Source organism: Salinispora mooreana, assembly GCF_000379065.1.
GTDB lineage: Bacteria > Actinomycetota > Actinomycetes > Mycobacteriales > Micromonosporaceae > Micromonospora > Micromonospora mooreana.
Genome location: NZ_KB900614.1, coordinates 168412 through 181413, shown reverse-complemented (window position 1 = coordinate 181413; position 13002 = coordinate 168412). Strand labels below are relative to the sequence as shown.

Here is a 13002-nt window from a genome sequence, read left to right as displayed (position 1 = left end):
CTCGCTCCCTTCAGTTGCCGGTCGGATTACCGGTGATGTCGCCGACCCGGGTCAGCGTGGCGTGCGCCGCGCCCACGATCCGGTCCGGGGTGAAACCGAACTGTTCGAAGAGCACGGTGTGCGGGGCGCTTGCCCCAAAATGCTCCAGGCTGATGCTCTCACCGCAGTCACCGACGAAGGCCCGCCAGGACATCGCGACACCCGCCTCCACGCTCACCCGGGCCCTTACCCCACGGGGCAGGACCGACTCCTGGTACGCCTCGTCCTGGGCCCGGAACCACTCCTGGCAGGGCATGGAGACGACCCGGGTGGGGGTCCCGTCGGCCTCCAGCCGCTCTCGGGCGGTGAGGCAGAGCTGCACCTCCGAGCCGGTGCCGAGGAGGATCACCTGCGGCTTGCCGCCGGAGGCCTCGGCCAGCACGTACCCGCCGCGGGCCACCCCCTCCGCGCTGTTGAGCACGGATCGATCGAAGGTCGGCAACGGCTGGCGGCTCAGTGCCAACGCGGCCGGCCGGTCGGTCTGCGTCAGGACCTGCCGCCACGCCCAGGCGGTCTCGTTCGCGTCGGCGGGGCGTACCACGTCCAGTCCGGGAATCGCCCGCAGTGAGGTGAGGTGCTCCACCGGCTGGTGGGTCGGTCCGTCCTCACCGAGGCCGATCGAGTCGTGCGTCCAGACGTAGGTAACCGGCAGCCTCATCATCGCCGCGAGGCGCACCGACGGGCGCATGTAGTCGCTGAAGACGAGGAAGGTGCCGCCGTACGGGCGGGTGCCGCCGTGCAGGGCGATTCCGTTGAGGATGGCGCCCATCGCGTGCTCACGGACGCCGAAGTGCAGCGTACGGCCGTACGCGTTGCCCGGGAAGTCCTTGGTGGCGTGCTCGGCCGGGATGAAGGATGGCTCGCCCTTCATGGTGGTGTTGTTGCTGTCGGCCAGGTCAGCCGAGCCGCCCCACAGCTCCGGCAGCACCGGTGCGAGCGCGGCGAGGACCTTACCGGAGGCGGCGCGGGTGGCGAGGCCTTTGGCGTCGGCGGGGAATGTGGGTAGGGCGTCCGTCCAGCCCGGCGGCAGGGTCCGGGTGGCCAGCCGGTCCCAGAGCGCCCGGCGCTCCGGGTTCGCCTGCCCCCAGGCCTCGAAGGTCTCGGTCCATTCGCGCTGGGCGGCGATGCCACGTTCCAGTACCTGGCGGGCGTGCTTGAGGACGTCCTCGTCGACCTCGAAGGTGCGCTGTCGGTCGAAGCCGAGGAGTTCCTTGGTCGCCGCGACCTCGTCGGCGCCGAGCGCCGAACCGTGGATCTTGCCGGTGTTCTGCTTGTTCGGCGCCGGCCAGCCGATGATGGTGCGCAGCGCGATGAACGACGGCCGCCCGGTCTCCGCCCTGGCCGCCTGGAGCGCGCGGTACAGCGTGGCCACGTCCTCGTGGTAGTCGCCCTCGTCGGCGTCACCGCGGCGCCAGTCCACGGTCTGCACGTGCCACCCGTACGCCTGGTAACGGGCCGCGACGTCCTCGCTCTTGGCGATCCGGGTGTCGTCCTCGATCGAGATCTCGTTGTCGTCGTAGATCACGCAGAGGTTGCCCAGCTGCTGGTGTCCGGCGAGGGCGCTGGCCTCGTGACTGATCCCCTCCTCGATGTCGCCGTCGGAGGCGATGCACCAGATGTCGTGGTCGAAGATCGAGGCACCGGGCTCCGGCTCGGGGTCGAACAGCCCGCGTTCCCGACGGGCGGCCATCGCCATCCCGACCGCGTTGCCCAGGCCCTGTCCGAGCGGGCCGGTGGTGGTCTCCACGCCCGGGGTATGCCCGTACTCGGGGTGACCGGGGGTGAGAGAGCCCCACTGCCGCAGCCCTTCGAGGTCGGCGAGGCTCATCGGGTAGCCGGAGAAGTAGAGCTGGATGTAGAGGCTGAGGCTGGAGTGCCCGGCGGAGAGGACGAAGCGGTCTCGGCCGGGCCAGGTCGGGTCGGCGGGATTGTGCCGCATCACCCGGTTGAAGAGTAGGTAAGCCGCGGGCGCCAGGCTCATCGCGGTGCCGGGATGGCCGTTGCCGGATTTCTCGACGGCATCCATGGCCAGCACGCGGACCGTGTCGACCGCCCGACGGTCGAGGTCGGACCAGTTGAGTGCAGGAAGCTCGGGTCGGTTGTCAGCCACGTTGGTTGTGCTCCTCGGCAGATGGGCGGAACCCTCACCGGTGACCCTATCGAGCGGTCCTAAACGTCCGCCCACGGATCCGTGCATGCTGTTCTCCCGGTTCCGGCCGCTTCGTCGCGTACGGATGTGACGCCCCGCACCGTTGCTGGGTCACCAGGGCAGCCAATACGGCGGCGCGTAGGGTGGGGCGGTGGTGGTCCCGGAGTGGGGCCCAATCTTTTCGACCTCTCCCGCCCATGCCGGAAGGTGGCATCCGTGAGCATGATCACCGAGCGCCCCGTCAGCGACACCGCCGGGCAGCCGGTCGGCACGACGGGGGACGGGGCGGTCGGCTCGCGGCGGGACGTGCGGGCGGTGGTCGCGGCGTACGTGGCGTTGACCAAGCCGCGGATCGTGGAGCTGCTGCTGGTCACCACCGTGCCGGCGATGATGCTCGCGCACGGCGGTCTGCCGTCGCTCTGGCTGATGGCGGTGGTGCTGGTCGGCGGGTCGCTGGCGGCCGGCGCGGCCAGTGTCCTGAACTGCTACATCGACCGGGATATCGATCAGGTGATGCGGCGCACCAAGCGTCGCCCGCTCCCGGCGCACACCGTCGCGCCGCGGAATGCACTGATCTTCGGCCTGGTGCTGGCGGTGCTCTCGGTCACCCTGCTGGCCGTCTTTACCAATGCGTTGGCCGCCGGGTTGACGCTGGCCGCGATTCTCTATTACGACCTGGTCTACACCGCCTGGCTCAAGCGCACCACCGCGGCGAACACCTTCTGGGGTGGGGCCTGTGGGGCGGCGCCGGTGTTGATTGGCTGGGCCGCGGTGACCGGCTCCCTCGCGCCGGCCGCCTGGGCGCTCTTCGGGGTCGTCTTCTTCTGGCAGATGCCGCACTTCTATCCACTGGCGATGAAGTACAAGGAAGACTACGCGCGGGCGGGCATTCCGATGCTGCCGGTGGTGGCGTCCACCCGGCGGGTCAACGCCGAGATTCTCGTTTTCGCCTGGCTGACGGTGCTGGTCTCGCTGGTGGCCTGGCCGCTCGGGGCCGGGATGGGGCCGATCTACGGGCTCCCGACTCTTGTCGTGGGGGCCGTCTTCCTGGTCGAGGCGCACCGGCTCTGTCGTCGGGTGGTGCGGGGGGATGCGGTCAAGCCGATGCGGTTGTTCCACTGGTCCACCACCTACCTGACCGTCGTCTTCGTGGCGGTTGCGCTGGACGCGGTGATCTGACCGCTCTGCCCCGCCGAGGCGATGGTGTCGGATTTGCTGGTCCAGCCATTGACGTTCGGGAATCACCTGATGGTCGGAAACCCGTCACTCTGGTTTATGTTGTGGAAATCTCCTGGCTGATAATGCGAAAGTTATGCAGGTAAATCAGGTCAAAAGGGGTATCTTCGGTCACACTTTCGGGGTAACTGGCATCACAAAAGGTTCACCGAACTCGCCCGCAAGGAGGGAACTCTGCTTAGGCTTCGCGTCATGGCAGATCGTTTCGATACGACGCTGACGGCCGAGCAGGCCGCCAACGCTCCGGCCCCCAGTGGCCTGGTGGCCGGCATCAAGTCGTTCGCCGCCGGGCACGGCGGGGCGAAGGCGGTCATCGAGTACGTCGGCAAGCGCGGTGCGCGCATCGTCCTCGTCGGCTCCGACGGGGTCTGGGGCGACCAGTTCGCGGACGACACCGTCGCCGCGCGGCAGGCGTGCGCCAAGGCGGGCGTCACCGTCGAAAACGCGTGGGAGCGTGAACTGATGGACCAGATGCGTCCGAGTAACGATCTCTGGCGCTCGATGGCCCGGCGTACGATGGCTCGCTAGGCTCCCGGCTATGGTGATCAATTCGCCCGAGCCGACCCCTGGGGAGCCCCGGGTCGCCATCGTGACCTGCGCGGCCCTTCCTGACCTTGACAGTGACGACCGCCTCGTCCACGCGCCGCTCGCGGCTCGTGGCGTCACCGCCGAGGCGGTGATCTGGGATGATCCCGGCATTGACTGGGCGGGTTATGACCTCGTGGTCCTCCGCTCGCCGTGGGACTACACCGCCCGCCGGGACGCCTTCGTCGCCTGGGCGGCGTCGGTGCCGGCCCTGGCCAACCCGGCGGACGTCGTCCGCTGGAACACCGACAAGCGCTACCTCGAACAGCTCTCCGCCGCTGGGGTGGCCACCGTTCCCACCGCCTGGGTCCAGCCGGGGCAGCAGTGGTCACTCCCCGCGGAGCGGGGGGAGTACGTCATCAAGCCCTCGGTCAGCGCGGACAGCCAGGACACCGGCCGGTACGACCTGGCCGATCCCGCGCACCGGGAACTGGCCCAGGCGCACGTTCGGCGCCTCGGTGCGGCCGGGCGGGTGACCATGGTTCAGCCGTACCTCTCCGCTGTTGACACCGACGGCGAGACCGCGTTGCTCTTCCTCGCCGGCCCCGACGGCCTGCGTTTCAGCCATGCGATCCGCAAGGGCGCGATGCTGACCGGCCCGGACCTGGGGCCGGAGGGGCCCCGTAAGACCGAGCGGATCACCCCCCGCACCGCCACCGGGGAGCAGGTGGCGGTGGCGGAGAAGATCCTGGCCGAGGTTCCGGGCGGACCGGAGCGGTTGCTCTACGCCCGGGTTGACCTGATCCCGGGCGAGGGCCGCACGCCGCTCTTGGTCGAGCTGGAGCTGACCGAGCCGTCACTCTTCCTCGGGTACGCCGACGGCGCTCCGGATCGTCTCGCGGATGCCATCCTGACCCAACTACACCGCAAACCCTGAAACACCCTCGCTCGACGTCGTCGGACCGCTGCTGTCGCGGGCCGACGACGTCGGCGCTTGGGGCTCCGGGACCTTGCCGGTCGGCCGGGCCCGACGACTGGGAGCGGCCGGGACCGACGACTCAGGCGGGAACGGGGGCCGAGGGCTCGGTCGCGGTGTCGCGGGCGCTGGGGACGCCCGGCGTGGGCGTCGCGGCCGGCTGGCGCTCCCGGGTCGACCGGAGCACCGCGAGGGTGGCCAGCAGCACCAGGCAGGAGCCGAGCATGTGGGCCCCGACGAGAAGCGCCGGCAGGTTGGTGAAGTACTGCACGTAGCCGATCACACCCTGCCCTGCCTCTACCCCGACCAACACCAACGCGGCCCGGGCGGGGCCGGTGGCGCCGACCGCCCGGAACGCGAAGACCAGCGCCACCGAGAGGCCGATCAGCAGGAACACACCATCGGCGTGGACCTGGGAGATCTGCTCGGGGTCGAGACCGTTGCGGGCGGCGCCACCATCACCGGCGTGGGGGCCGCTGCCGGTGACCCAGGTGCCGACCACGAGCACCGCCACGCAGACCACGGTGGTGATCACCGCGAGGGTGCGCAGCGGCCCCGGCACCACCGGCACGGTCGGGCCGTCCGGTTCCGCGATCCGTCGCCACAGGGTGTATGCGAGGGCGATCACGACCATCGAGGCGAGAAAGTGCAGCCCGACCACCCACGGGTTGAGCTCGGTGAGGACGGTGATCCCACCGATCACCGCCTGCGCCGGGATGCCGAGCAGGACCGCGACCGCGAGTGGCAGCAGGCCGCGTCGGCGCGGTCGGTGTAGCAGGAGGGCCACCACCACGGCGATGGCGACGATGCCGACCGCGAAGGTCAGTAGTCGGTTGCCGAACTCGATCGCCCCGTGCAGGCCCATTTCCTGCGTGGCGGTGTACGACGTGTCGGTGCAGCGGGGCCAGGTGGGGCAGCCCAGGCCGGAGGCGGTCAGCCGGACGGCCCCGCCGGTGACGACGATCAGCACGTTCGCGAGAATGTTGGCGAACGCCAGCCGGCGAAGCGTGGTGGTGGAGACCTGGAACCGGGCGGCGACAGTCACGGCGTAAATCCTACGCATCGTAGTGGTGCCCCCCTCGGGTGGCTTCGCCGCAACGGTGTTGTGGATCACCGGACCCCGAGTTTGCAGGCCTCTGACGAATTACGTAACGTTGGCGTTGTGAAAAACGCGGTGGGGGTCTCAGGGCGCCCGTCGGCGCCCGCCGGGGTCGCCGGTGGGTCGGCCGTGGCCGACCCGTCAACCCGCGACCGGGTTACTCAGCTGCTGCTGGAGCGGGGTGCCACCACCGCCGCGCAGCTGGGGCGCGAGCTTGGGCTCAGCCCCGCCGCGATCCGACGGCACCTGGACGCGATGCTCGCCGAGGGAGATGTCCTCGCCCGCGATCCGGCGGTCCGAGGTCACCGCGGGCGCGGCCGTCCGGCCAAGGTCTTCCTGCTGACCGAGGCGGCCCGAGGTCGCTGCGGTACCCACCACTACGACAACATGGCCACCGCCGCGCTGCGCTGGATCGCCCGGGGTGGGGGCTCGTCGGCGGTGGCGGCCTTCGCCGCCGAGCAGGTCTCCGCCCTGGAGACCCGTTGCCTGGCGGCCATGGAGGACGCCGGCGACGACCCGCTCGCCCGCGCGGAGGCGCTCGCCGCCGCCCTGACCGCGGAGGGCTACGCCGCCAACGCCTCCACGATCGCCACGGGGGGGCAGCTGTGCCAACATCACTGCCCGGTGGCGCATGTGGCCGCCGAGTTCCCCCAGCTGTGCGAGGCCGAGACCGCGGTGATCTCCCGTCTGGTCGGCACCCATGTGCAGCGCCTGGCGACCATCGCGCACGGCGACGGGGTGTGCACGACGCACATTCCGGCCCAGCCGGGACGTGTTCAGTCCAGTAAGACCGTCACCACTGTGAGGACAGATAGATGACCGAGCAGACCGTCCAGTCCCTGACCCAGGAGGAGCAGCTCGCCGCCCTCGGTCGCTACGAGTACGGCTGGGCTGACCCCGACGCGGCCGGGGCTGTCGCCCAGCGTGGCCTCAACGAGGCGGTCGTGCGGGATATCTCGGCCAAGAAGGATGAGCCGGCCTGGATGCTCGACCTGCGGCGCAAGGGCCTGCGGTTGTTCGATCGCAAGCCCATGCCGGCCTGGGGCGCCGACCTCACCGGGATCGACTTCGACAACATCAAGTACTTCGTGCGCTCCACCGAGAAGCAGGCGACCAGCTGGGAGGAGCTGCCGGAGGACATCAAGAACACCTACGACAAGCTGGGCATCCCCGAGGCGGAGAAGCAGCGGCTGGTCGCAGGGGTGGCGGCGCAGTACGAGTCCGAGGTCGTCTACCACAAGATCCGTGATGACCTGGAGGAGCAGGGCGTCGTCTTCCTCGACACGGACACCGCGCTCAAGGAGCACGAGGACCTCTTCAAGGAGTACTTCGGCACGGTGATCCCGGTCGGCGACAACAAGTTCGCCGCCCTGAACACCGCGGTCTGGTCCGGCGGCTCCTTCATCTACGTGCCGAAGGGCGTGCACGTGGAGATCCCGCTCCAGGCCTACTTCCGGATCAACACGGAGAACATGGGCCAGTTCGAGCGGACCCTGATCATTGTTGACGAGGGTGCGTACGTGCACTACGTCGAGGGCTGCACCGCCCCCATCTACTCCTCGGACTCGCTGCACAGCGCCGTCGTGGAGATCATCGTCAAGAAGAACGCCCGCTGCCGCTACACCACCATCCAGAACTGGTCGAACAACGTCTACAACCTGGTCACCAAGCGCGCGGTGTGCCACGAGGGCGCGACCATGGAGTGGATCGACGGCAACATCGGCTCCAAGGTCACGATGAAGTACCCGGCGGTCTTCATGACCGGCGAGCACGCCAAGGGCGAGGTGCTCTCGGTGGCCATGGCGGGTGAGGGCCAGCACCAGGACGCCGGTGCCAAGATGGTGCACGCCGCACCACGCACCAGCAGCACCATCGTCTCGAAGTCGATCGCCCGCGGCGGCGGTCGCACCTCGTACCGCGGCCTGGTGCAGGTGCTGGAGGGTTCGCACCACAGCAAGAGCACCGTGAAGTGCGACGCGCTGCTGGTCGACACCATCTCCCGCTCGGACACCTACCCGTACGTCGACATCCGCGAGGACGACGTGTCGATGGGGCACGAGGCGACCGTCTCGAAGGTCAGCGAGGACCAGCTCTTCTACCTGATGAGCCGGGGACTGAGTGAGGACGAGGCGATGGCGATGATCGTCCGCGGCTTCATCGAGCCGATCGCCAAGGAGCTTCCGATGGAGTACGCGCTGGAGCTCAACCGCCTGATCGAGCTGCAGATGGAGGGCGCGGTCGGCTGAGGCCGCCGCGGCCGTGACGGGCCCGGCCCGTCCCCGTTACTGACACCGTCGTCGCAGAACAGAACCAAGGAAGAGATGACTACCCAGGCTTCCGCGCCGCCCAGCACCAAGTCGCAGGCGCTGCGCTCATACGATGTCACCGACTTCTCGGCCCTCACCGGCCTGGAGGAGGAGTGGCGCTTCACCCCACTCCACCGACTGCGGGGCCTGACCGGCGAGGTGCCGGCCAGCGCGGGCGTGGTCCGGCACGAGTACGGCGACCTGCCCGCGGGTGTCACCGTCGAGCCGGTCACGAAGGACGATCCGCGGATCGGCAGCGTACTCGTGCCGGTGGACCGGATCAGTGCGCTCGCGTACCGCGGTGCGGCGCAGGCACAGCTGGTGCGGGTCGCCGATGAGGCCGTGCTGGCCGAGGCGGTGACCCTGCGGGTGGTCGGCGAGGGCGCCGACGAGCTCGCCTTCGGGCACACCTTCGTCGAGGTGGGCCGGTTCGCCGAGGCGACGCTGGTGCTCGAGCACGTCGGTTCGGCGACGCTCGCCGACAACGTCGAGGTCTCGGTCGCCGACGGCGCGAAGCTGACCCTGGTCACCGTCGCCGACTGGGCCGACGACGCGGTGCAGGCGCAGCACCTGAAGGTGCGGCTGGGGCGCGCCGCCCGGGTACTGCACATCCAGGTCAGCCTCGGCGGCGACCTGGTCCGGCAGTACACCACCGTGGAGTACACCGAGCGGGGCGGCGAGGCCGAGCTGTACGGTGTCTACTTCGCCGACGAGGGGCAGCACCTCGAGCATCGGCAGCTGGTGGACCACTCGGTCCCGGACTGCCGCAGCTACGTGGGCTACCGGGGTGCCCTACAGGGCGAGAGCGCCCGTACCGTCTGGGTCGGCGACGTGCTGATCCGGGCCGAGGCGACCGGCACCGACACCTACGAGATCAACCGGAACCTGCTGCTCACCGAGGGTGCGCGGGCGGACTCCGTACCCAATCTGGAGATCGAGACCGGGGAGATCGCCGGCGCCGGTCACGCGAGCGCGACCGGCCGCTTCGACGATGAGCAGCTGTTCTACCTGATGGCCCGGGGCATCCCGGAGGCCGAGGCGCGGCGCCTCGTGGTCCTCGGCTTCTTCGCCGAGCTGCTCAACAAGATCCCGGTCGAGTCCCTGCGGGAGCGTCTCGGCGCGGCGATCGAGGCCCGGCTGGCCAGTGGGGGGAGCGAGTTCGCCGACCCCACGCACGCGAGCGGGGACATCGCCACGAAGGCCGGTGCGTGATGATCCGCATCTGCTCCGCCGAGGACGTGCCGAGGGGCAGCGTGGTCAGTGCGGACGTTGACGGTGTGAAGATCGCGATCGTGCACGGCGAGGACGGTGCCTTCTACGCCGCCCACGACGAGTGCTCGCACGCCGCGGTGGCCCTCTCCGAGGGGGAGGTCGAGGGCTGCACCCTGGAGTGCTGGCTGCACGGTTCGCGGTTCGACCTGCGCACCGGCGAGCCGACCGGGCTACCCGCCACCGAACCTGTTCCCGTCTACCCCGTCGAGATCCGCGACGGCGACATCTTCATCCCAGTGGGCGCCGACGGTCGCCCGATGCCAAGCAATGGAGTGACCCGATAATGAGCACCCTTGAGATCCGTGACCTGCAGGTGTCGGTCAAGCTGCCCGAGGGTGAGCTCAAGCCGATCCTGCACGGTGTCGACCTGACCGTCCGGTCGGGGGAGACGCACGCCATCATGGGCCCGAACGGCTCCGGCAAGTCCACCCTGGCCTACTCGGTCGCCGGGCATCCGAAGTACGAGATCACCGGTGGTTCGGTGACGCTCGACGGCGCGGACGTCCTGGAGATGTCCGTGGACGAGCGGGCCCGCGCCGGCCTCTTCCTGGCCATGCAGTACCCGGTCGAGGTTCCCGGGGTGTCGGTGGCGAACTTCCTGCGCACCGCGAAGACCGCGATCGACGGTACGGCGCCGAAGCTGCGCACCTGGGCGGGCGAGCTGCGGGGCTCCATGGAGCGCCTGCAGATGGACCCGGCGTTCGCCCAGCGCAACGTCAACGAGGGCTTCTCCGGCGGCGAGAAGAAGCGACACGAGATCGTGCAGCTGGAGCTGCTCAGGCCGAAGGTGGCGATCCTCGACGAGACCGACTCCGGCCTCGACGTGGACGCGCTCCGGGTGGTCAGCCAGGGCGTCAACCGGGTCCGCGAGACCGGCGACACCGGCCTGCTACTGATCACCCACTACACCCGGATCCTGCGGTACATCAAGCCGGACCACGTGCACGTCTTCGTCGCCGGCCGGATCGTCGAGGAGGGCGGCCCGGAGCTGGCCGACAAGCTCGAGGACGAGGGTTACGAGCGGTACGTCGCCGGGGCCGGCTCGGCGCGGGCCTGACGACCTCAAGGAAGGGCCGGTCACGATGACCACCATCGCGATTCCACCGGGCATGCCGCAGTACGGCGACGTGCCAAGCTACGACGTGGCGGCGGTGCGCGCTGACTTCCCGATCCTGGACCGGAAGGTCAACGGGCACCCGCTGGTCTACCTGGACAGCGCGAACACGTCACACAAGCCACGGCAGGTGCTCGACGTGCTGCGGGAGCACTACGAGTGGCGTAACGCGAACGTGTCGCGCTCGGTGCACACGCTGGGCACCGAGGCGACCGAGGCGTACGAGGGCGCGCGAGCCAAGGTCGCCGCCTTCATCAACGCCCCGAGCCCGGACGAGGTGGTGTTCACCAAGAACTCCACCGAGGCGATCAACATCGTGGCGTATGCCTTCTCGAACGCGTCGCTGCGTCCCGACGCCGACCCGCGGTTCCGGCTGGGCCCGGGAGACGAGGTGGTGATCTCCGAGATGGAGCACCACTCGAACATCGTCCCCTGGCAGCTGCTCTGCGAGCGCACCGGCGCCACCCTGCGCTGGTTCCCGGTCACCGACCACGGTCGGCTGGACGAGTCGGGCTTGACGGACCTGGTCAACGAGCGGACGAAGATCGTCTCGCTGGTGCACATGTCCAACATCCTCGGCACCATCAACGCGACGTCCCGGATCACGCAGCGGGTCCGGGAGGTCGGTGCGCTGCTGCTGCTCGACTGCTCGCAGTCGGTGCCGCACATGCCGATGGACGTGGTCGACTACGACGCGGACTTCATCGTCTTCACCGGGCACAAGATGTGCGCCCCGAGCGGCATCGGAGTGCTCTGGGGCCGCGCCGAGCTGCTCGCGGCGATGCCGCCGGTGCTCGGCGGTGGGTCGATGATCGAAATGGTGGCGATGTCGGGGTCGACCTTCGCCCCGCCGCCGACCCGGTTCGAGGCGGGCACCCCGCCGATCGCCGAGGCGGTCGCGCTGGGCGCGGCGGTGGACTACCTCTCCGGTGTCGGGATGCGGGCCATCCAGTGGCACGAGAAGCAACTCACCGCGTACGCCCTGGACGCCCTGGCGACGGTGCCCGAGCTGCGGATCTTCGGGCCGAACGTTCCGGTGGGCCGGGGCGGAACGATCTCGTTCGCGCTGGGTGACATCCACCCGCACGACGTCGGGCAGGTGCTCGACTCGCTGGGCGTGCAGGTGCGAGTCGGTCACCACTGCGCCCGCCCGGTCTGCACCCGGTTCGGGGTGCCGGCCATGACCCGGGCCTCGTTCTACCTCTACACCACCACGGAGGAGATCGACGCCCTGGTGGCGGGGCTGGAGCAGGTGCGGAAGGTGTTCGCCTGATGCAGGTTGACCAGCTCTACCAGGAGATCATCCTGGACCACTACAAGCACCCGCACGGCCGGGGGCTGCGCGACGCGGACGACCCGGCGGCATCCGTCGCCGAGGCGCACCATGTCAACCCGACCTGCGGGGACGAGGTGACCGTCCGGGTCGCCACCGACGGTGCGGTGCTGCACGATGTCTCGTACGACGGGTTCGGCTGTTCCATCAGCCAGGCCTCGGCGAGTGTGCTGCACGAGCTCCTCGTCGGCCGTCCGGCCGGCGAGGCGTTCGCGGTGCACGCGGCGTTCGTGGAGTTGATGTCCGGCCGGGGCGAGGTCACGCCGGACGAGGAGGTACTCGGGGACGGGGTGGCGTTCGCGGGCGTCGCCCGCTACCCCGCCCGGGTGAAGTGCGCGCTGTTGCCGTGGATGGCGTTCAAGGACGCCGCGGCACGCGCCGGTGTGGACACGAGCCCGACGGAGGTTCAGGGATGAGCGAGGACACTGCCACCGAGGCCACTCCGGCGGCCGGCGACGGCGCGACCGGTGCGGCGGCTCCGGAGGGCATGCCGGGCGCGAAGGCCGGCAAGGCCGCCGTCGCCGACGTCGAGGAGGCGATGAAGGATGTCGTCGACCCCGAGCTGGGCATCAACGTGGTCGACCTGGGCCTGCTGTACGGCGTCCACGTTGACGACGACAACGTCGCCACGCTGGACATGACGCTCACTTCGGCGGCCTGCCCGCTGACCGACGTTATCGAGGACCAGGCGCGGTCGGCCCTGACCACCGGTCCGGGCGGCGGCTTGGTCAACGAGATGCGGATCAACTGGGTGTGGCTTCCGCCGTGGGGCCCAGACAAGATCACCGACGAGGGGCGCGAGCAGCTTCGGGCGCTGGGCTTCAACGTCTGACGCCACGGGGGTTCGTCGGGTAAACCGGTAGCCGTGGGCGTGGGGACGGCGCAGGATGACGGCATGATCGAGCCGTACCTGTTGCCGTTTCCGGTCCGCGCAGCCGAGGCCGGGCGCCGAC

Annotated in this window: 13 protein-coding genes; 11 read left to right on the top strand and 2 right to left on the bottom strand. The window is 69.7% G+C overall.

The window, feature by feature from the left end; translation table 11 throughout:
* Positions 1 to 10: 10 nt before the first annotated feature.
* The gene (gene tkt, locus SALPAC6_RS0100855; RefSeq protein WP_018251553.1) at positions 11 to 2149 is read right to left on the bottom strand and encodes a transketolase; all 2139 of its coding nucleotides are present in this window, start codon (positions 2147 to 2149) and stop codon (positions 11 to 13) included.
* A gap of 255 nt (positions 2150 to 2404) precedes the next feature.
* On the opposite strand from tkt, the gene SALPAC6_RS0100850 reads away from it, so the two are divergent.
* The 3 genes from SALPAC6_RS0100850 to SALPAC6_RS0100840 all read left to right on the top strand — a co-directional run bounded on the left by SALPAC6_RS0100850 (position 2405) and on the right by SALPAC6_RS0100840 (position 4886).
* A complete protein-coding gene (locus SALPAC6_RS0100850; protein ID WP_020493523.1) occupies positions 2405 to 3367 on the top strand; it encodes a heme o synthase in 963 nt (320 codons plus the stop codon).
* A 249-nt stretch (positions 3368 to 3616) separates the two neighbouring features.
* Positions 3617 to 3952, top strand: coding sequence for a hypothetical protein (locus SALPAC6_RS0100845; protein WP_018251551.1), 336 nt, complete (start codon positions 3617 to 3619; stop codon positions 3950 to 3952).
* Between the two features lie 10 nt (positions 3953 to 3962).
* Positions 3963 to 4886 carry an ATP-grasp domain-containing protein gene (locus tag SALPAC6_RS0100840; protein WP_018251550.1) on the top strand — a complete coding sequence of 308 codons (924 nt, stop codon included), beginning with the start codon at positions 3963 to 3965 and terminating at the stop codon, positions 4884 to 4886.
* A gap of 121 nt (positions 4887 to 5007) precedes the next feature.
* Here SALPAC6_RS0100840 and SALPAC6_RS0100835 read toward each other — a convergent pair whose 3' ends face one another.
* Entirely contained in the window at positions 5008 to 5988 is a 981-nt protein-coding gene (locus tag SALPAC6_RS0100835; RefSeq protein ID WP_033666515.1) for a COX15/CtaA family protein, read from the bottom strand.
* A 99-nt stretch (positions 5989 to 6087) separates the two neighbouring features.
* Here SALPAC6_RS0100835 and SALPAC6_RS0100830 point away from each other — a divergent pair, with 99 nt between their 5' ends.
* The 8 genes from SALPAC6_RS0100830 (at position 6088) to SALPAC6_RS0100795 (ending at position 12881) form a co-directional block, all read left to right on the top strand.
* Entirely contained in the window at positions 6088 to 6843 is a 756-nt protein-coding gene (locus tag SALPAC6_RS0100830; RefSeq protein WP_026189209.1) for a helix-turn-helix transcriptional regulator, read from the top strand.
* Positions 6840 to 8270, top strand: coding sequence for a Fe-S cluster assembly protein SufB (gene sufB / locus SALPAC6_RS0100825; RefSeq protein WP_018251547.1), 1431 nt, complete (start codon positions 6840 to 6842; stop codon positions 8268 to 8270). The genes SALPAC6_RS0100830 and sufB overlap by 4 nt, the downstream gene beginning before the upstream one ends.
* Positions 8271 to 8345: 75 nt before the next feature.
* The gene (sufD, locus tag SALPAC6_RS0100820) at positions 8346 to 9542 is read left to right on the top strand and encodes a Fe-S cluster assembly protein SufD (RefSeq protein WP_018251546.1); all 1197 of its coding nucleotides are present in this window, start codon (positions 8346 to 8348) and stop codon (positions 9540 to 9542) included.
* The gene (locus SALPAC6_RS0100815; protein ID WP_026189208.1) at positions 9542 to 9886 is read left to right on the top strand and encodes a non-heme iron oxygenase ferredoxin subunit; all 345 of its coding nucleotides are present in this window, start codon (positions 9542 to 9544) and stop codon (positions 9884 to 9886) included. The genes sufD and SALPAC6_RS0100815 overlap by 1 nt, the downstream gene beginning before the upstream one ends.
* Entirely contained in the window at positions 9886 to 10659 is a 774-nt protein-coding gene (sufC, locus tag SALPAC6_RS0100810) for a Fe-S cluster assembly ATPase SufC (RefSeq protein WP_018251544.1), read from the top strand. The genes SALPAC6_RS0100815 and sufC overlap by 1 nt, the downstream gene beginning before the upstream one ends.
* Positions 10660 to 10684: 25 nt before the next feature.
* Positions 10685 to 11989 carry a cysteine desulfurase gene (locus tag SALPAC6_RS0100805; protein ID WP_018251543.1) on the top strand — a complete coding sequence of 435 codons (1305 nt, stop codon included), beginning with the start codon at positions 10685 to 10687 and terminating at the stop codon, positions 11987 to 11989.
* Complete coding sequence (gene sufU / locus SALPAC6_RS0100800; RefSeq protein WP_018251542.1) at positions 11989 to 12465, top strand: Fe-S cluster assembly sulfur transfer protein SufU; 477 nt, start codon at positions 11989 to 11991, stop codon at positions 12463 to 12465. The genes SALPAC6_RS0100805 and sufU overlap by 1 nt, the downstream gene beginning before the upstream one ends.
* Positions 12462 to 12881 (top strand): metal-sulfur cluster assembly factor, encoded by a 420-nt coding sequence (locus SALPAC6_RS0100795; RefSeq protein WP_018251541.1) that lies wholly within the window; start codon positions 12462 to 12464, stop codon positions 12879 to 12881. Before sufU ends, SALPAC6_RS0100795 begins: the two co-directional genes overlap by 4 nt.
* The last annotated feature ends 121 nt before the right edge of the window (positions 12882 to 13002 follow it).